Below are 19,148 nucleotides of genomic sequence, written 5' to 3' on the forward strand. Positions count from 1 at the left end.
GAAAAACCGACGCCTGACCCCTCTCGCGCCTCAATGCAACGCCTTGCGGGCGAAATGCCGAGGGCGGAACCCGCACAGGAACAGGCAGCCGAAGTAGGTCACCACGCCCGCCGCGATCAGGCCGCCGAGGCGCAGGAAGCGCGCGAGCATGTTGCCCTGTTCCCAGGCCGGCAGGTAGTGCATGCCCAGCAGCAGCACGCCCGCCATAAGGGTCACGGCCAGCACCAGCTTGAGCAGGAACGCCAGCCAGCCCGGCTGCGGCTGGAACAGTTGCTGGCTGCGCAGCTTCCAGTACAGCAGGCCGGCGTTCAGGCACGCGCCCAGGCTGATGGCCAGGGCCAGCCCGGCATGGGCCAGCGGGCCGATCAGCACCAGGTTGAGCAGCTGGGTGCAGACCAGGGTGAAGACCGCGATCTTCACCGGCGTGCGGATATTCTGCTGCGCATAGAAGCCAGGTGCCAGTACCTTGACCAGGATGATCGCCAGCAGGCCCACCGAATAGGCGATCAGGGCGCGCTGGGTCATGGCCGCGTCGAAGGCGGTGAACTTGCCGTACTGGAACAGCGCCACGGTCAGCGGCTCGGCGAGGATGGCCAGGGCCAGGGTGCAGGGCAGCACCAGCAGGAAGCACAGGCGCAGGCCCCAGTCGAGGATCCGCGAATACTCCTCACGGTCCTTGTTGGCATAGGTCTTGGCCAGGGTCGGCAGCAGGATGGTGCCCAGGGCCACGCCGAGCACGCCGGAGGGCAGCTCCATCAGACGGTCGGCGTAGTACATCCACGACACCGAGCCTGCCACCAGGAACGAGGCGAAGATGGTGTTGATGATCAGCGAGATCTGGCTCACCGACACCCCGAGGATGGCCGGCAGCATCTGCTTGAGCACGCGCCACACGCCGGTGTCGCGCAGGTTCAGGCGAGGCAGCACGAGCATGCCGATCTTCTTCAGCGCCGGCAGCTGGTACAGCAGTTGCGCCAGGCCACCGGCCAGCACGCCCCAGCCCAGGGCCATGATCGGCGGGTCGAAGTACGGCGTCAGCAGCACGGCGAAAGCGATCATCGCAACATTGAGCAGCGTGGGGGTGAACGCCGGCACGCTGAAGCGGTTCCAGGTATTGAGAATCGCGCCGACCAGCGACGACAGCGAGATCAGCAATATATAAGGAAACGTCACCCGCAGCAGCGAAGTGGTCAGCTCGTATTTCTCCGCGCTGTCGACGAAGCCCGGCGCGGTGGCCCAGACCACCCACGGCGCGGCGAGGATGCCGATCACCGTGACCAGGGCCAGGACCAGGGTCAGCAGGCCGCTCACATAGGCGATGAAGGTACGGGTGGCCTCCTCGCCCTGCTGGGTCTTGTACTCGGCCAGGATCGGCACGAAGGCCTGGGAGAAGGCCCCCTCGGCGAAGATCCGCCGCAGCAGGTTGGGCAGTTTGAAGGCGATGAAGAAGGCGTCGGTGGCGATGCCGGCACCGAACACCCGCGCCAGGATGGTATCGCGCACGAAGCCGAGCACCCGGGAAATCATGGTGATGGAGCTGACCGCGGCCAAGGATTTGAGCAGGTTCATCGAAAAGTTTCACGCCAGAGACAGAGGGCGCTGCCAGACAGCGTCCGAATGTGCGATACTCCCGCGCCTTCGCAGGGGAGCCAAAAATTCCCGAGTTTACAGGTCGTGCGACAGAAAGGAATATTTCCCTCCTGTTGGCTCACCACTCGGCGGAACCCTGCAGGTGGCCTTGACATCCGTTCGACTCATCGGCATGATTCGCGGCCTATTTTGTTTGCTATTTACCTAAAGTCTTTCGAGGAGCTCGACGGTGGCCAACTCACCTTCCGCCAAGAAACGTGCAAAACAGGCTGAGAAGCGTCGCAGCCACAACGCCAGCCTGCGTTCCATGGTCCGCACCTACATCAAGAATGTAGTCAAGGCCATCGACGCAAAAGACGCCGAAAAAGCGCAAGCCGCTTACGTTCTGGCTGTACCTGTAATCGACCGTATGGCCGACAAGGGTATCATTCACAAGAACAAAGCTGCTCGCCACAAAGGCCGTCTGAATGGCCACATCAAGGCGCTGAAAGAAGCTGCAGCTGCCTAAGCGACGTTCTTGTCGAAAAAACCGACCCTAGGGTCGGTTTTTTTATGCCTGCAATAACGTGTGGATTGCCTATATAAAGAAGGCCCATGGCGTAATGCCTGTCAGTTAGCGCTTCATCGCGCTTGGTTGGGGCTGCTTTGCAGCCCTTCGCGGGTAAACCCGCTCCCACAGGATCGCGCAAACGCTGAATCGAGTACCGTACTTGTGGGAGCGGGTTTACCCGCGAAGGGTCGCGCAGCGACCCCAATTGGCTTACCTGACTGGCATTAGCCCATGGCGTGGCAGCTGTTTCGCGGGCAAAGCCCACCAGCACCACGCCTGCCAACCAGCGGACTACCCGGCTGCTCAGTCCACCGCTGCCTGCAGCCTGCCCGCCCGACGGTATGCCTGCCGGGCGAAACACACGAACAACCCTGCCATCAGCGCCAGCGCCATGGGCAAGCCATGGGGCGCCACATCCATCGCCGCGCCGCTGACCAGCGGCCCGACCAGGCTGCCGACACCCCACAGCAGGCCGACACTGGCGTTGGCGGTCACCAGGTCCTGGCCCCTGAAGCGCTGCCCGATCAACACCAGCGCCAGGGTATAGATGCCACCGGCCACCGCCCCGAGCACCACCAGCAGCGGCCACAGCAGCCAGGTCATCTGCAGCAGCCAGGGCAAGGCAATTCCGATGCTCATCGCCACCAGCCCGCATACCAGGTGTAGCCCGGTGCGCTCGACCCGATCGGCAAGCCAGCCCAGCGGCAGCTGGAAGATCATGTCGCCGGCGAACACCACGGTCACCATCAGCGCCGCCACGCCCACGGCAAAACCGTGGCTGCTGGCGTACACCGGCAGCAATGACAGCACCACCGCATCGAAGAACGAGAAGAACAGCACCGCCACGCACAAGGCCGGGGCGACGCGGAAGAAGCCAGCCAGGCCGAAGCTCTTCTCGCCTTCGTCGCCATGCTCGACATGGTCGTTGGGCACGGTGAACAGGATGCACAGCAGCGCCAACCCGTAGCAGACGGTGACCACGCCGGTCAGCCACGGGCTGTCGGCGCCGAGCAGCGCCAGCAGTGCCGGGCCGAGCACCTGGAAGCCGGTGAAGCTGGTGGCGTACAGGGCCATGATCTTGCCGCGGTTGTGCTCCGGGCACAGCTCGTTGACCCACGATTCGCCGAGGATGATCGCGATGCCCATGCCGATGCCGAGCCCCAGGCGCAGCAGCGCCAGCCACAGCATCGAGTCGAAGGCCCATTCCAGCAGGGCGATGCTCAGGGTGCACAGGCTGAAGCTGAGCAGGTAGATGACGCGCCGGGTCAGGTGCCGGCAGCAGGCGTCGACCATGAAGGCCGAAAGCATCATGCCCGCCGCCGGGATCGCCGAGATGATGCCGATCTCCAGTGTCCCCGCCCCCGCCTCGTGCAGGCGCAACGACACCAGTGGCAGGCTCGCCCCGAGGCTGAAACCGACCACCGACACGGCGAACAACAGGCCCGCCAGCAAACGCATGTTCATGTACCACTCCTTGCAAGCCGGCGCACAGGGGCTCTGGCCCTGGCCGACTGGAAAATCCGCTGAAAGATGTTCGAACGCAGGCGCCCGCAGTCACGCCGCAATGGCGCGGGATGCAGGGGCGCGGATCAGTTCAGGGCAAGGTGTGGCGAGAAAGTGAAGGCGAACAGCACGCTGCGTCGACGCTTGAGCACCGTGTCGCTCGGCCACGCGCGGCGCGCTGTCGGGGCGACAGGCTGGCGGTGCGGGCGGAGACTACGGGTACGGCGCATTGCATCGACTACGCAGGGATTGAGGAGGCGGCACTCTAGGCCATGCGGATCCAAATCGTCAATCGTCGGCCTTGATGCACTTCCCTGTAGGAGCGGCCTTGTGCCGCGAAAGGGCTGCGAAGCGGCCCCGGAAATCTTTGGTTAAACGCGACAATCCTGGGGCCGCTTTGCGGCCCTTTCGCGGCACAAGGCCGCTCCTACAAAGAATGCATCCGGCCGACTTTCAGCGTTTGCCAGTGGACGGCAGGAACACCGCCAGCAACCCAAACAACGGCAGGAACGAGCAAACCCCATACACATACTCGATCCCACGCAGATCAGCCACATACCCCAGCAGCGCAGCACCGATGCCGCCGAAGCCGAACATCAGGCCGAAGAAGATCCCGGCGATCATCCCGACATTGCCCGGCACCAGTTCCTGGGCATACACCACGATGGCCGAGAACGCCGACGCCAGGATGAAACCGATCACCACGCTGAGCACGGTGGTCCAGAACAGGTCGGCATACGGCAGCGCCAGGGTGAACGGCGCCACCCCGAGGATCGAGAACCAGATCACCGCCTTGCGCCCGATGCGGTCACCGATCGGCCCGCCAAAGAAGGTGCCCGCCGCCACCGCGCCGAGGAACAGGAACAGGTGCAACTGCGAACTGGCCACCGACAGCTGGAACTTCTCGATCAGGTAGAAGGTGAAGTAGCTGGTGAAGCTGGACATATAGAAGTACTTGGAGAACACCAGCAAGCCCAGCACCACCAGCGCCAGGATCACCCGCTGGCGCGAGATGCCGTGGGTGGCCTGCACCGCCTTGCGCGCCTTGGCCTGGTTGAGGTGCTCCTTGTACCAGCGGCGCAGCATCAGGCTCACGGCGAAGAAGAACAACCCGGCCACGCCGAACCAGGCGACATGGGTCTGGCCGAAGGGAATCACGATCGCCGCCGCCAGCAGCGGGCCGAGGGCGGAGCCGGCGTTGCCGCCGACCTGGAAGCTCGACTGCGCCAGGCCGAAGCGCCCACCGGAAGCCAGGCGGGCGATGCGCGAGGTCTCGGGGTGGAAGGTCGACGAACCGATGCCCACCAGCGCCGAGGCCAGCAGGATCATCGGGAAGCTGCCGACGAAAGCCAGCATCACGATACCCACCAGGGTGCACACCGTGCCCAGCGGCAGCAGGTTCGGCGTGGGCCGCTTGTCGGTGAAAAAGCCCACCCACGGTTGCAGCAGCGAGGCGGTGATCTGGAAGGTCAGGGTGATCAGGCCGATCTGGGCGAAGCTCAGGTTGTAGTTGGCCTTGAGCATCGGGTAGATCGCCGGCAGCACCGACTGGATCAGGTCGTTGATCAGATGCGCCAGGGCGCAGAAACCGATGATGCGCATCACCAGCGGCGAGACCTGGCTTGCCGGGCTGCTGACACTGGAAGTGGTGGTACTGCTGATGGCCATGGGCTCGATGTCCGTCCGCGGGTTGGGATCCGATTATCGTGAAACAAATAGATACGAAGCTACCTTTTTATTTTGCCGAGACTTCCATCCGACACGTACTTGTAAATAATTCTCAATATAATTAGCATCCTTCTCCTCTTCCCTGTAAACGCTGGGCAAAACCGCCCTCCTCCTGCGAGCAGACCGATCCCATGAGCCCGATGCCCGCCTTGCAGCCCACGCCCGACCCCGAGCAGGAAGCCCTGGAATGGTTCTCGCGCCTGCGCCAACCCGACTGCGACGAGGCCCTGCGCCAGGCATTCGCCAGCTGGTGCCAGGACCCGCTCAACGCCAGGGCCTATGCCCAGCTCGAAGCCTACTGGCAGCAACTGCAGGTGCCGGCGGCACGCCCGCGACCACGCATCGCCAAGGTCCGTCGCAGCCGGGCCGGGCTGTGCCTGGCGCTGCTGTTCCTGCTGCTGGTGGGCGCACTGGCCTGGCTCTACTGGCCGGTGATGCAGCGTCTGGGCAGCGAACTGCACACCGACAGCGGCGAGCGCCGCAGCGTGCGCCTGGCCGATGGCTCGACCCTGCACCTGGACAGCGCCAGCGCGATGAATGTCGACCTGCGTGGCCGCACCCGCCAGCTGCACCTGGTGCAGGGACAGGTATACCTGGAGGTGATGCTCGATGGCCGGGCTATGGAGGTGCAGGTCGATGACACGCGGATCCAGGTGTTCGGCACCCGCCTGCAGATCGCCCGCCATGCCGACCACGACGAACTGGTGGTGTTCGGCGGCAAGGCTGCGGTGTTGCAGGGCGGCGACCAACGCCTGGTCAATGCCGGCGAACGGGTGACGTTCAGCGAAAGCCGCATCAATCCGGTCGAAAAGATCGATGCCAAATTGGCCGATGCCTGGCGCAACGGTCAATTGAAGGCCAGGAACCTGCCGTTGAGCGAGGTGCTGGAGCGCCTGGCCGATTACCGTGGCCAGCGGGTCTGGCTGCTGAACGAGCAAGCGGCCTATCAGCGCGTCAGCGGCGATTTCGACCTCGACCACCCGGCGCAGAGCCTCGAGCGCCTGGCCGCCGACCAGCAACTGCGCCTGCACAACCTGCTCGGCCACTGGCTGATCGTGCGCTGAAGCGCCCTTCCCGGCTAAGTTTTTGAAAGGTTGGCAATTTTTTTTAAAAACGTTGTTGACAGGATCGCGATTCGAGCTAATAATGCGCGCCAAGTTGGCTACATAGCTCAGTTGGTTAGAGCATAGCATTCATAATGCTGGGGTCCGGGGTTCAAGTCCCTGTGTAGCCACCACCTTCTAAAAGGGCTTATCGAAAGATAAGCCCTTTTTCTTTGCCCGCGAAAAAGCTACTTCACGCCTGCCACCACCACGGCCAGCCCCAGGCTGATCAACGCCACGCCGATGACCCGGTCGACCACCACCTGGCGCTCGATCATCGCCCGACGCAGCAGGTGATTGGAGAAGAACACCGCCACCAGGCTGAACCACACCCAATGGGCGAACGACATGAACGCGCCATAGGCGAAGTCCAGCGCCAGCGGGCTGCCGGGCTGCACCACCTGGGTGTAGGCGCTGACCACGAAAAGCATGGTCTTGGGGTTCAGCGCGTTGGTCAGAAAGCCCGTGCGCAAGGCGCTCGCTACATTTGTCTCGCTGTGCGCCAGGCCGTCGAGGCTTATACGCGTGGTATTGGTCAGCGACTTGTAGCCCAGGTACACCAGATAGCCCGCCCCCACCACCTTCATGGCCAGGAACAGGGTCGGGCTCTGGCTGATGATCACGGCGATGCCAAGCACGGTGTACAGCACATGCACTTGCACGCCCAGGGCGATGCCCACCGCTGCCGCGAGACCGGCCTTGCACCCCTGTGCATAACTGCTGCGGGTGACCATGGCGAAGTCGGCGCCGGGGCTGATGACGGCCAGGAGGGTGAAGAGGGCGACGGCAATGAGCTCGTTCACGAACAGGTATCCTCGATGAAAATTCACGGAAGACCGGATTATCCTGTTGCCTTGAACGGGTAAAAATCGATTTATAGTGAGGCTAATCTGCTAGTTTTACTCACCTATTTGCATTGAATCGACCGGCCTATCGCGGGGCAAGCCCGCTCCCACGCGTGCTTCACGCTGCACTTGTGGGAGCGGGCTTGCCCCGCGACAGGGCCGGGACAGGCCAGCACATGAAACTGCCTCCCCTCACCGCCTTTCGCTACTTCGACATCGCCGCCCGCACCGAAAGCTTCGTGCGCGCTGCCGAGCACCTGCACGTCACCCACGGCGCCGTCAGCCGCCAGGTGCGCCTGCTCGAGGAAAGCCTCGGCGTGGAACTGTTCGAACGGCGCAACCGGGCGATCTTCCTCACCCGCGCCGGACGCGACCTGCAGGCCACCACCCAGGCGATCTTCGAGCAACTGGAGGGCGCCGTGCAGCGTCTGCACCAGCAAGCTCACGACAACGTGCTGGTGGTGTCCTGCGAGCCAACCATCGCCATGCGCTGGCTGATCCCGCGCCTGCCGCGCTTCCATGCCCGGCACCCCGACCTGCAACTGCACCTGGTGGCGGCCGGCGGCCCGGTGGATTTCGCCCGCGGCGGCATCGACCTCGCCCTGCGCCGCGATGACTTCCACTGGGACCGCCAGCTGCACAGCCTGAAGATCTGCGATGAGTGGATCGGCCCGGTCGCCACGCCGGATCGCCAAAGCCAGCGCCTGCTGCACAGCGCCACCCGCCCCGACGCCTGGGCCACCTGGCTGCGCCTGAGTGGCCAGGACTTGCGGCAAACGGCGCGCAGCGACTTCGAACACTTCTACCTGTCGATCCAGGCCGCCAGCGCGGGCATGGGAATGGCCATCGCCTCGGCGCTGATGGTCCGTGACGAACTGGACAACGGTCAGCTACAGGCGCCGTACGGCTTCCTGCGCGATGGCTCCGGCTACCACCTGCTTAGCCCGCAGCCGCTGGATGACGGCAGCAAGCGCCAGTGTTTCGCGCAGTGGGTCGGCGACGAGTGCCGGGCCTGCCTGGCTCACCTGGGCTTGCTGCAGAACGACGAACCGGCACTGCCATCACCGCCCCAGGTGCGATAGCCGGCCGTGTCGATATGGATACGCCCGGAAGGGTAACGGCCCAGCCCCATGTTCCAGGCCTGGCCGTGCTGCTGCCAGAAGCGGCACAACGGGCTCGGCTCGGCCCGGCGCGGCAGCAGCAGGTCGACGGCGAAAGCGCGCATGTGCGCGCTGCTTGGCGCGCCGCCGGCACAGGCATTGAGCCGGGGATCGCGGTAGGCCGACACCACTTCGAACTGACGCAGGATGCCCTGTCGGTCGAGGGTCTGGATCAAGGCCAGCGTCGAGCGTACCGCCGGCCAATGGCTCGCTGGCGGCACCGCGAACGGCGAGGCGTTGCACAGGCGCCAGTCCGAGGCCGAGCGCAGCAGCTGATGGATCGGCACCACGCCATACAGCCGGGCGTCCACCAACATTTCACGAAACCTGCGGTTCTCGTGATCCCCGGCCCACTGGGCGAACATCCACACATCGCGTTCATCGGCCTGGACCGCACCGAGCCCGATCAACGCGCTAGCCAATAGCCATGTCCTGGCGCTTTTCATTCCCCCTCCTCTTCGTCCACCATGGGCGCGCCCGCCGTCCTGGCGGCCACTGACAAGGAGTTAAGCATGCACAAGATTGCTGTATCGGGCCTGGCCGCCCTCGCCTTCAGCGGCCTGGCCATGGCCGACGCGCAGATCGACCTGGGCGACGCCCAACGGGTCACGCGGTTGTTCGCCTACCCCAACAACTGCAACGTGATCTGCTACCGCGACTGGACACTCGAACAGACCGTCGAGCACTACCTCACCCAGAGCGTGCAGCGCGATGGCTACGCCAACGCCAAGGTCACGGTGAACCGCGACAACGACAAGCTGCACGCCAGCATCACCGGCGTGCCGGCCAGCTACAGCGAACCCTTGCGCAAGCTGCTCGACAGCGGCGAGCTGGCCTACCAGGGCGCCACCCGCCTCAACCAGAAAGGCGGCTGGGACTACAGCTGGTACCTGTTCCTGCCCCTGGGGATGGCCCTGGAAAACCGCCGCAGCATCGAGCTGCTGCACTTCCCGCCGGACTACTCGCTGACCCGCTATCAAGACTACCTGAAGTCCAACACCACCGACCGCTGGGCCGAGCTTCTGACCTTCAACGGCGTCGAGGCCACCCAGACCCCGGCCTACCAGACCATCGTCGACATCGCCCCGATCGCCGCGCCGGCCAGCGCGGGCAAGGACCTGGAAGGGGTCTACAGCTACTTCAACGACTACCAGGTGCGAATGGTCAAGGAAGTGGCCCTCACCCACGACGGCAAGACCGCCTTGCCGATGGTCGCCTTCGGCGCGCCGGTGCGCGCGTGGATCCAGCAGCAGTACGGACCGAAGGTCAACGTGCTGGGACTGGTCAGCATCGCGCCGGAGCCGGACAGCGCCAAGGTGCCTGTGCTCGGCGCCAACCACCCAAGCGCGATCTGGTACGCCGCCGACCCGAAAAGCTACGACGGCGACCAGGACAAGGCCGACGCCGCGGGCCTGAAGATGATGGGCCAGGACCTTTCCGCCGCCTGCTGGCAGGCCGGCATGGGTCGCAACCCGCAGGCCGACGCCACGCTCACCCTGCAGGCCTGCACCAGCAAGTGGCAGGTGACCCAGAAGAAGCAGACCTGCGAGCTGTTCTACCGCACCATCCGCGACATGACGCCGGAACAGGCGGCGGCCAAGTGCAATACCGGGACGGTGACGCGCAGTCTGCGTGATCTGCGCAAACCCTTGGAGACCAACGAGACCGACCGGGCGCTTTGAGCCGCCCAGTCGATCGCTCCAGGTAGCCTGGGCCAAAGGGGCCACCGTGCCCCTTTGGCGTCACACGGATTCAGAAGCGCTCGTCACGCAAGGCCGGCAAGGTGATGTCACGCACGTAGCTGGACGACGACAGGCTCAGCATCATCCGGCACACCTGCACCACATCGTGCACGGGGATCAACGTCCCCTCCCCGCGCCGCTCGGCCTGGGCCAGCGGCACATCCAGGCCGTCCTCGGTGTTCAGGTAGCCCAGGTTCAGGCAACTCACGCCCAGGCCCTGGTCGCGGAAGCCTTCGCGCAGCGCCTCGGCAATGCCGCGCAGGCCGAACTTGCTGGCGCCGAAGGTCACCTCTGGGCGCCCGCTTCCTGGCAGGCCGGAGGTCGAACCGGTAAGAATGATTCGTGGCCGGTCGCTTTGCAGCAGCACCGGCAGCAGGCGCTTGATCAACAACAACGGCGCAGTGATGTTGGTGTCGACCATGCGCTCGATCTGCGCCTCGTCGTCGTCGAGGAAGCTGTAGCCCTCGTCGAAGGCCCGCGCCTCCCAGATTCCGACGTTGTAGACCAGCACATCCAGCCCGTCCCCGGCCACCGCCTCGTGGATAATCGCGGCGGCCTGGCGCGGCTGGCCGAGGTCGGCCTCGATCCAGCGTACCGCGCCCGGCAACGCCGCTGGCCGGGTGCGCGATACACCGACCAGCGTATCACCCACGCCACCCAGGCCCTGTACCAGCGCCCGTCCCAATCCCTTGCTTGCACCGACCACTAGAATTCGCATCGAATCACTCCCTATGGACTGCGCCAGATAGTACCCTGCCCCACCCAGCAAATCAGTCGGAAATACCAGGACACCGTGGACAGAGATCAACTCGAACGCAACCAGATCCCCTTCTACTTCGTTGCCGTGGCGCTGGCCGCCGCCCTCGGCCTGCTGGCACCGGGCGCCGCCGCGCCACTAGCGGCGCTGGTGACCCCGGCCATCGCCGTGCTGATGTACGCGATGTTCCTGCAGATCCCCTTCCTCGACCTGCGCGCGGGCCTGGGCAACCGGCGTTTCATGGGCGCGCTGCTGCTGGCCAACTTCGTACTGGTGCCGCTGTTGGTGTGGGCGGGCACTCGTGGCCTGGTCGAACACCCCGCCGTGCTGGTCGGCGCCTTGCTGGTGCTGCTGACGCCGTGCATCGACTACGTGGTGGTGTTCACCCATATCGGTAAAGGCGACTCGCGCCTGACCCTTGCCGCCACGCCGGTGCTGTTGCTGGTGCAACTGGCGCTGCTGCCCTTGTACCTGGCGCTGATGCTCGAAGGCGCCGGCAGCGTGGAAATCTCGCTGGCACCCTTTGTCGAGGCGTTCGTGCTATTGATCGTACTGCCGCTGTTGCTGGCCGTCGCCAGCAGCGCCGGGGCGCGGCGCTCGACCCTGGTCGCGAAGTGGAACGACGCCTGGGCCTGGCTGCCGGTGCCGGCCATGGCACTGGTGCTGGTGCTGGTGATCGCTTCGCAGATCGGCGTGGTGGCCAGCCGTCTCGACGACCTGCTGCCGGTGCTGCCGGTGTATGTCGGCTTCGCCCTGCTGGCACCGCTGCTCGGGTTGCTTGCGGCGCGGCTATTGAGGTTATCCACAGGCGAGGCCCGGGCGGTGACCTTCAGTGCCGCCACGCGCAATTCGCTGGTGGTGCTGCCTTTGGCGCTGGCGTTGCCAGAGTCGATCCGGGCGCTGGCAGCGGCGGCGGTGATTACCCAGACCTTGGTGGAACTGGTCAGCGAGTTGATCTACGTCCGCGCCGTACCGGCGTTGATTCGCCGTTAGGCCAGTTGCAAGCGCCACTGGCCGCAATGGCTGAAGCGCACCTCGGCCAGGGGTGGCACATCGATCCGGTGGAAGGACGCCAGGGGCGCAGCCAACGCATGCAGCATCGCGGCGCGGATGACAAAGGGGTGGGTAATGGCGAGCCACTGGCCAGGCATCAGCGCGTTGTCCATCCAACTGGCGACGCGCTCGCACAAGGCGGCGATCGACTCACCGCCGTGCGGCGTGGCATGCGGGTCGGACAGCCAGGCCTGGAGGGCGTCTTCGTCCAGCTGTTTGAGAAGCAGCCCCTTCCACTCGCCCAGGTCGCAGTCGCGCAGCCCCTCATCGACAGTCGCGCTCAGGCCCTCGGCCGTCTGGCGGGCACGCAACTCCGGCGCGCTGAGGCAACGGGCGGTTGTCGATAGCGGCGCCGAAGGATCACGCAGCGGCTCGTCATCAAGCGCGAAGCGGCCCACCCGCTGCGCCTCGGTGCGGGCGTGGCAGACCAGGGTGAGGTGAATGGGTTTCATGGCTGGCGCGCGCCCTCCCGCAAATCCGGGCCACCCAGGCGGGCGGCCCGGCATGCATCACTTGCCGATCTGGATCTTCGGTGCCCACTCCAGCCAGGCATCCTCGGGCTTGTCGAACAAGGCGAAGGTCTGCTGCGGTCGCGCCGGATTACCCATCTGCTCGCCGTCCGGCGTGGCGAAGGCGATGCCGCCCTCGATCAGGGTCTCCACCGACTCGGTGCGCACCGTGGCGCCCTTGAACAGGCCCCAGTCGAAGCCGAAGCCGCTGCTGTTCCAGAAGCGGCTGCCGCCGCGCACCAACCCGGCGTAACGCGGCTCGATCAGGATGTGGATAAGTACCCGGTCGGCGGTCTGGCCCAGCTCGAAGCCGGTGACCCTGCCCACCGTGACCTCGCGGTAGGTCACCGGCACGCCCGGTTTGATCGAGCCACGGCGCGCCGCGCTCAGGGTCAGCGGCAGGCCGACCTCTTCGCCTTTCACTTCCGGCGCATCGCTCAGGGCGATGAAGTCACGCTGCGGCCCCTTGTCCTTGAGCGCCGGCAGCACCTCGAGGTACTGGCCGCCGATCAGCGTGTCGAGGTTCTGGGTACGCACCAGGCCCAAGGCCGGCTTGACCACCCAGAACTGAGTGCCGGCACGGGCGATGCGCTCGGCCGCCTGGGTGATCCGTGCACGCAGCACCACGGCCTGCAGGTCGGCGGTCAGGTCGACACTCTCGACACTGCCAACATCCAGCCCACGGAAGCGGATCGGCGTGCCCGGTTTCAGGCCCTCGGCGCGCTCCACGCGAATGGTGACCAGGGTACCGGCACGGTTGGCCGCATCCTGGCTTTCATGCAGGCGGAAGCGCGGAATGCGGCGCTTGAGCGGCACATCCGGTTTCGGCGTATCGAAGGCGATGCCACCGGCCATCAGCGTCTGCAACGACTCGCTCTTGACCTGGATCCCCGAGAGGCCGCCGGTCAGGGTGATGCCACTGGCATTCCAGAAGCGCGAGGAGCCGTTGACCAGGTTCTCGTATTCCTTCTCGATGTGCACCCCGATCAGGATGCGCTTGCTGTTGCGGGCGAACTGGTAGCTCTGCACGCTACCCACGCGCACCTGGCGATACATCACCGGGCTGCCCACTTCCAGCGAGCCCAGGGTATCGGCGAACAGCACCATGTGCCGGCCCGGCGCCTTCAGGTCCAGCGGCGGCGCCTTGGGTCGCGCCTCGAACTCGCGCAGCGGCTTGGCACCTGGCTCACCCGGGCGCACGGCAATGTAGTTGCCCTTGACCAACGCCTCGAGGCCGGTGATGCCGGCAAGCGAGATGGACGGCTTGACCACCCAGAACTGGGTGCCTTCGACCAGGTAGTCCTCGGCCAGCGGATCGAGGGTCAGCTCGGCCATGGCAGTGGAGAGATCGCCTTCGACTTTCAATTCCTTCAGCGTTCCCACCTGGATACCTTTGTACAGCACCGGCGTGCGCCCCTTCTGCAGCCCCTCGAAGTCACTGAGCTTGACCTTGACCCGGATGCCGGCCTGGGCGGCGTCGAAGTCTTCGTACAGGCGGAACGGCAGGCTCGGATCGGTGGGCGGGCTGTCCTTGCGGTTTTCCGGCGTGGCGAAGGCGATACCGCCGGCGACGATGCTCGACAGCGACTCGGTACGCACCTTCACGCCGGACAGGTCGGCGTCGATGCTGACCCCGCTGGCGTTCCAGAACCGCGTGTGCTTGCGTACCAGGCTGGCGTAGGCCGGGGCGATGAACACCTTGATCTCCACCGTGCCCTGGTCTTCGGACAGGCGATAGCTCTTCACCCGGCCCACCTGGATCTGCTTGTAGAACACGGGGCTGTCACGATTGAGCGAGCCCAGGCGCTCGGCCTTGAGTGTGAGGTGCAGGCCCGGCTCGGAATCGGACAACGGCGGCGCCTCCTTGAGCGCAGTGAAACGCTTGGTCTGCTCGCCCTCCCCCGGATCGACAGCGATATAGTTGCCTGAAACCAGTGTTTCCAGCCCCGAAATACCGGCCAGGCTGACACTTGGCTTCACCAGCCAGAATCGCGTGCCCTTGGTGAGGTGAGGTCCTGCCTCCTTGCGCATCTCGATGGTGGCGATGACACCGCGGTTTTCCCCCTTGTCATCCAGCACCAGGGCGACGACCTTGCCCACCGACATGCCCTTGTAGATGACCTCGGTCTTGTTGGCGACGATGCCCTCGCCACTCTCGAAGCGCACCTGGATCTCGATACCGGCATCGCTGTAGGCCTTCCAGGCCAGCCAGCCACCAATCGCCAAGGCAATCAGCGGCAGGATCCAGATGGCCGACCAGTTCGAAGCGGGGCGGGTTTTAGCCGTAGGCAAATCACTCATGGTCGTCATCCGACTCCGTGTTGTCCCAGATCAGTCGGGGATCGAAAGTTAAAGCGGCGAGCATCGTCAGGATCACCACGGTGGCGAAGGCGACGGCGCCCAGGTTGGCTTCGACACTGGCGATGCGGCCGAAATTCACCACCGCCACCAGGATGGCGATAACGAAGATGTCCAGCATCGACCAGCGGCCGATGAATTCGATGAAGCGGTACATCAGGATGCGCTGGCGCGCCGAGAGCGGCTGGTGGCGCTGCACCGAGTACAGCAGCAGGGCGATGCCAACCAGCTTGAAGGTCGGCACCAGGATGCTGGCGATGAACACCACCGCGGCGATCGGCAGCATGCCGTGCTTCATCAAGGTGATGACGCCGGACATGATGGTGTCCGGGCTGCCCTGGCCGAGGGCGCTGACGGTCATGATCGGCAGCACATTGGCCGGGATGTAGAGCACCATGGCCGTGATCAGCAACGCCCAGGTGCGCACGATGCTGTTGGGGCGCCGGGCATGCACCACCGCGCCGCAGCGGGTGCAGGCCTGCGAGGTGCTGTCCGGCTCCTGGCGATTCAGCTCGTGACATTCATTGCAGACCAGGATGCCTGCATCAATCGCCCGCATGGACATCCTCCCCCGACAAGGCCACCCAGATCTGGTGCGGCGACATGACCACCTCGAGCCACACCTGCACCAGCAACAGGCTGATGAAGCAGAACAGGCCCAGGCCGATACTCAGCTCGGCCAGGTCGACCAGCTTGACGATGGCCACCAGCACGCCCATGAAGTAGACCTCGAGCATGCCCCACTCACGCAGGTGGTGATAGATACGATAGATCAGCAGGCCGTAGCTGCGGCCGAAGTCCAGGCGGATGCTCAACAGCACCATCAACTGGCAGAGCAGCTTGAGCAATGGGATGGCCATGCTGCACAGGAACACCACCACGGCGATGCCGCGCATCTCTGAGTTGTACAGGCCAAGCACACCGCTCCAGACGGTGTCGTCGGAGGTCTGGCCGAGCAGGTGCAACTGCATGATCGGCAGGAAGTTGGCCGGCACATACAGCAGCAACGCGGTCAGGACCAGGGCCAGGCTGCGGTTGATCAGGTTGTGGCGATGGGCATACAGCTCGTAGCCGCAGCGCGGGCACAGGGCCTTCTCGTCATTTTGCAGCGTGGTCTTGCGCATCAGCAGGTCGCACTCATGGCAGGCCACGAGCTCGTCCAGCGGCATCTGCGCGAGCGCTTCGGGATCGACAGGGTTGGGCATAAAGGCATTCTGAATGGATGCGTCGGCTCTATTCTAGTGTTCCGACTCGAATTGTGGGAGATGGCCATTATGAGGAACTGTATCGGTGTTCGGGTCACACTTTCCGCAGACAACGCTACTCCCCTGTAGGAGCGGCCTTGTGCCGCGAATGGGCTGCGTAGCAGACCCAGGATTTGTGCATCACGCTGATATCGCCGGGGCCGCGTTGCGGCCCTTTCGCGGCACGAGGCCGCTCCTACAGGAGGGGGCGGTGTTGGTTTCTGTTACGCGGAAAAGACAAAACCCCTACCTGCTCGCGCAGATAGGGGTTTTGCGAAATGAATCTTGACGATGACCTACTCTCACATGGGGAAACCCCACACTACCATCGGCGATGCATCGTTTCACTGCTGAGTTCGGGATGGGATCAGGTGGTTCCAATGCTCTATGGTCGTCAAGAAATTCTGTTGCCAGAACATCCAGATGGATACTCCAGCGAATTCGGATATGCGATTTGTGATGTTGCGAACTTTCGGTTCTTTCGTCTTCACCACCGCAATCTGCGCTTTGCAAATTGCTTGGGTGTTATATGGTCAAGCCTCACGGGCAATTAGTATTGGTTAGCTCAACGCCTCACAGCGCTTACACACCCAACCTATCAACGTCGTAGTCTTCGACGGCCCTTCAGGGAGCTCAAGGCTCCAGTGAGATCTCATCTTGAGGCAAGTTTCCCGCTTAGATGCTTTCAGCGGTTATCTCTTCCGAACATAGCTACCCGGCAATGCCACTGGCGTGACAACCGGAACACCAGAGGTTCGTCCACTCCGGTCCTCTCGTACTAGGAGCAGCCCCTCTCAAATCTCAAACGTCCACGGCAGATAGGGACCGAACTGTCTCACGACGTTCTAAACCCAGCTCGCGTACCACTTTAAATGGCGAACAGCCATACCCTTGGGACCGGCTTCAGCCCCAGGATGTGATGAGCCGACATCGAGGTGCCAAACACCGCCGTCGATATGAACTCTTGGGCGGTATCAGCCTGTTATCCCCGGAGTACCTTTTATCCGTTGAGCGATGGCCCTTCCATACAGAACCACCGGATCACTAAGACCTACTTTCGTACCTGCTCGACGTGTGTGTCTCGCAGTCAAGCGCGCTTTTGCCTTTATACTCTACGACCGATTTCCGACCGGTCTGAGCGCACCTTCGTACTCCTCCGTTACTCTTTGGGAGGAGACCGCCCCAGTCAAACTACCCACCATACACTGTCCTCGATCCGGATAACGGACCTGAGTTAGAACCTCAAGGTTGCCAGGGTGGTATTTCAAGGATGGCTCCATGAGAACTGGCGTCCCCACTTCAAAGCCTCCCACCTATCCTACACAAGCAAGCTCAAAGTCCAGTGCAAAGCTATAGTAAAGGTTCACGGGGTCTTTCCGTCTAGCCGCGGATACACTGCATCTTCACAGCGATTTCAATTTCACTGAGTCTCGGGTGGAGACAGCGCCGCCATCGTTACGCCATTCGTGCAGGTCGGAACTTACCCGACAAGGAATTTCGCTACCTTAGGACCGTTATAGTTACGGCCGCCGTTTACCGGGGCTTCGATCAAGAGCTTCGCTTGCGCTAACCCCATCAATTAACCTTCCGGCACCGGGCAGGCGTCACACCCTATACGTCCACTTTCGTGTTTGCAGAGTGCTGTGTTTTTAATAAACAGTCGCAGCGGCCTGGTATCTTCGACCGGCGTGGGCTTACGCAGCAAGTGCTTCACCCTCACCGGCGCACCTTCTCCCGAAGTTACGGTGCCATTTTGCCTAGTTCCTTCACCCGAGTTCTCTCAAGCGCCTTGGTATTCTCTACCTAACCACCTGTGTCGGTTTGGGGTACGGTTCCCAGTTATCTGAAGCTTAGGAGCTTTTCTTGGAAGCATGGCATCAACCACTTCGCGCTCTAAAGAGCACTCGTCATCAGCTCTCGGCCTTAAGATCCCGGATTTGCCTAAGATCTCAGCCTACCACCTTAAACTTGGACAACCAACGCCAAGCTGGCCTAGCCTTCTCCGTCCCTCCATCGCAATAACTGGAAGTACAGGAATATTAACCTGTTTTCCATCGACTACGCTTTTCAGCCTCGCCTTAGGGACCGACTAACCCTGCGTCGATTAACGTTGCGCAGGAAACCTTGGTCTTTCGGCGTGCGAGTTTTTCACTCGCATTGTCGTTACTCATGTCAGCATTCGCACTTCTGATACCTCCAGCAAGCTTCTCAACTCACCTTCACAGGCTTACAGAACGCTCCTCTACCGCATCACCAGAGGTGATACCCGTAGCTTCGGTGCATGGTTTGAGCCCCGTTACATCTTCCGCGCAGGCCGACTCGACTAGTGAGCTATTACGCTTTCTTTAAAGGGTGGCTGCTTCTAAGCCAACCTCCTAGCTGTCTAAGCCTTCCCACATCGTTTCCCACTTAACCATGACTTTGGGACCTTAGCTGACGGTCTGGGTTGTTTCCCTTTTCACGACGGACGTTAGCACCCGCCGTGTGTCTCCCATGCTCGGCACTTGTAGGTATTCGGAGTTTGCATCGGTTTGGTAAGTCGGGATGACCCCCTAGCCGAAACAGTGCTCTACCCCCTACAGTGATACATGAGGCGCTACCTAAATAGCTTTCGAGGAGAACCAGCTATCTCCGAGCTTGATTAGCCTTTCACTCCGATCCACAGGTCATCCGCTAACTTTTCAACGGTAGTCGGTTCGGTCCTCCAGTCAGTGTTACCTAACCTTCAACCTGCCCATGGATAGATCGCCCGGTTTCGGGTCTATACCCAGCGACTAAAGCGCCCTATTAAGACTCGCTTTCGCTACGCCTCCCCTATTCGGTTAAGCTCGCCACTGAATATAAGTCGCTGACCCATTATACAAAAGGTACGCAGTCACCTAACAAAGTAGGCTCCCACTGCTTGTACGCATACGGTTTCAGGTTCTATTTCACTCCCCTCTCCGGGGTTCTTTTCGCCTTTCCCTCACGGTACTGGTTCACTATCGGTCAGTCAGTAGTATTTAG

15 protein-coding genes, 1 tRNA gene and 2 rRNA genes (1 of these 18 running past the window's edge) are annotated in these 19,148 nt (G+C 63.0%); 6 read left to right on the forward strand and 12 right to left on the reverse strand.

What is annotated here, in order from left to right; translation table 11 throughout:
• Positions 1–30: 30 nt before the first annotated feature.
• The gene (gene murJ / locus VUG52_RS23550; RefSeq protein WP_050703657.1) at positions 31–1,569 is read right to left on the reverse strand and encodes a murein biosynthesis integral membrane protein MurJ; all 1,539 of its coding nucleotides are present in this window, start codon (positions 1,567–1,569) and stop codon (positions 31–33) included.
• Positions 1,570–1,819: 250 nt separating this feature from the next.
• On the opposite strand from murJ, the gene rpsT reads away from it, so the two are divergent.
• The gene (rpsT, locus tag VUG52_RS23555; RefSeq protein WP_023533220.1) at positions 1,820–2,098 is read left to right on the forward strand and encodes a 30S ribosomal protein S20; all 279 of its coding nucleotides are present in this window, start codon (positions 1,820–1,822) and stop codon (positions 2,096–2,098) included.
• Between the two features lie 345 nt (positions 2,099–2,443).
• On the opposite strand, the gene VUG52_RS23560 is transcribed toward rpsT, so the two are convergent.
• Positions 2,444–3,604 (reverse strand): MFS transporter, encoded by a 1,161-nt coding sequence (locus VUG52_RS23560; protein WP_050703656.1) that lies wholly within the window; start codon positions 3,602–3,604, stop codon positions 2,444–2,446.
• A 492-nt stretch (positions 3,605–4,096) separates the two neighbouring features.
• Positions 4,097–5,311 carry an MFS transporter gene (locus tag VUG52_RS23565; protein WP_050703655.1) on the reverse strand — a complete coding sequence of 405 codons (1,215 nt, stop codon included), beginning with the start codon at positions 5,309–5,311 and terminating at the stop codon, positions 4,097–4,099.
• Positions 5,312–5,511: 200 nt separating this feature from the next.
• On the opposite strand from VUG52_RS23565, the gene VUG52_RS23570 reads away from it, so the two are divergent.
• Both VUG52_RS23570 and VUG52_RS23575 read left to right on the forward strand, forming a co-directional pair.
• A complete protein-coding gene (locus tag VUG52_RS23570) occupies positions 5,512–6,435 on the forward strand; it encodes a FecR family protein (protein WP_050703654.1) in 924 nt (307 codons plus the stop codon).
• Between the two features lie 96 nt (positions 6,436–6,531).
• Positions 6,532–6,608: transfer RNA gene (locus tag VUG52_RS23575), tRNA-Met, on the forward strand.
• Between the two features lie 54 nt (positions 6,609–6,662).
• Here the strand turns inward: VUG52_RS23575 and VUG52_RS23580 are convergent.
• Positions 6,663–7,277 carry a LysE family translocator gene (locus tag VUG52_RS23580; RefSeq protein WP_050703653.1) on the reverse strand — a complete coding sequence of 205 codons (615 nt, stop codon included), beginning with the start codon at positions 7,275–7,277 and terminating at the stop codon, positions 6,663–6,665.
• Positions 7,278–7,495: 218 nt separating this feature from the next.
• On the opposite strand from VUG52_RS23580, the gene VUG52_RS23585 reads away from it, so the two are divergent.
• Positions 7,496–8,401 carry a LysR substrate-binding domain-containing protein gene (locus VUG52_RS23585; protein ID WP_050703652.1) on the forward strand — a complete coding sequence of 302 codons (906 nt, stop codon included), beginning with the start codon at positions 7,496–7,498 and terminating at the stop codon, positions 8,399–8,401.
• Here VUG52_RS23585 and VUG52_RS23590 read toward each other — a convergent pair.
• On the reverse strand, positions 8,341–8,925 hold the full coding sequence (locus VUG52_RS23590; protein WP_177330816.1) for a D-Ala-D-Ala carboxypeptidase family metallohydrolase: 585 nt from the start codon (positions 8,923–8,925) through the stop codon (positions 8,341–8,343). The genes VUG52_RS23585 and VUG52_RS23590 overlap by 61 nt on opposite strands.
• Positions 8,926–8,991: 66 nt before the next feature.
• Here VUG52_RS23590 and VUG52_RS23595 point away from each other — a divergent pair, with 66 nt between their 5' ends.
• Positions 8,992–10,161 carry a hypothetical protein gene (locus tag VUG52_RS23595; protein ID WP_331832157.1) on the forward strand — a complete coding sequence of 390 codons (1,170 nt, stop codon included), beginning with the start codon at positions 8,992–8,994 and terminating at the stop codon, positions 10,159–10,161.
• 70 nt (positions 10,162–10,231) lie between these two features.
• Here VUG52_RS23595 and VUG52_RS23600 read toward each other — a convergent pair whose 3' ends face one another.
• On the reverse strand, positions 10,232–10,939 hold the full coding sequence (locus VUG52_RS23600; protein WP_050703650.1) for an SDR family NAD(P)-dependent oxidoreductase: 708 nt from the start codon (positions 10,937–10,939) through the stop codon (positions 10,232–10,234).
• A 75-nt stretch (positions 10,940–11,014) separates the two neighbouring features.
• Between VUG52_RS23600 and VUG52_RS23605 the strand changes: the two genes are divergently transcribed.
• Positions 11,015–11,971, forward strand: coding sequence for an arsenic resistance protein (locus VUG52_RS23605; protein WP_050703649.1), 957 nt, complete (start codon positions 11,015–11,017; stop codon positions 11,969–11,971).
• On the opposite strand, the gene VUG52_RS23610 is transcribed toward VUG52_RS23605, so the two are convergent.
• The 6 genes from VUG52_RS23610 to VUG52_RS23635 all read right to left on the reverse strand — a co-directional run.
• Entirely contained in the window at positions 11,968–12,483 is a 516-nt protein-coding gene (locus VUG52_RS23610; RefSeq protein WP_050703648.1) for a histidine phosphatase family protein, read from the reverse strand. The genes VUG52_RS23605 and VUG52_RS23610 overlap by 4 nt on opposite strands.
• Positions 12,484–12,540: 57 nt before the next feature.
• The gene (locus VUG52_RS23615; RefSeq protein WP_050703647.1) at positions 12,541–14,841 is read right to left on the reverse strand and encodes a PqiB family protein; all 2,301 of its coding nucleotides are present in this window, start codon (positions 14,839–14,841) and stop codon (positions 12,541–12,543) included.
• On the reverse strand, positions 14,834–15,457 hold the full coding sequence (locus VUG52_RS23620) for a paraquat-inducible protein A (RefSeq protein WP_050703646.1): 624 nt from the start codon (positions 15,455–15,457) through the stop codon (positions 14,834–14,836). Before VUG52_RS23620 ends, VUG52_RS23615 begins: the two co-directional genes overlap by 8 nt.
• A complete protein-coding gene (locus tag VUG52_RS23625) occupies positions 15,444–16,103 on the reverse strand; it encodes a paraquat-inducible protein A (protein ID WP_050703645.1) in 660 nt (219 codons plus the stop codon). The genes VUG52_RS23620 and VUG52_RS23625 overlap by 14 nt, the downstream gene beginning before the upstream one ends.
• Positions 16,104–16,425: 322 nt before the next feature.
• Positions 16,426–16,541, reverse strand: a 5S ribosomal RNA gene (gene rrf, locus VUG52_RS23630).
• Between the two features lie 130 nt (positions 16,542–16,671).
• Positions 16,672–19,148, reverse strand: a 23S ribosomal RNA gene (locus tag VUG52_RS23635); it runs 416 nt beyond the window's last position.

The sequence above is a fragment of the Pseudomonas sp. LH21 genome, from assembly GCF_036549575.1.
GTDB classification, from domain to species: Bacteria; Pseudomonadota; Gammaproteobacteria; order Pseudomonadales; family Pseudomonadaceae; genus Aquipseudomonas; species Aquipseudomonas peradeniyensis.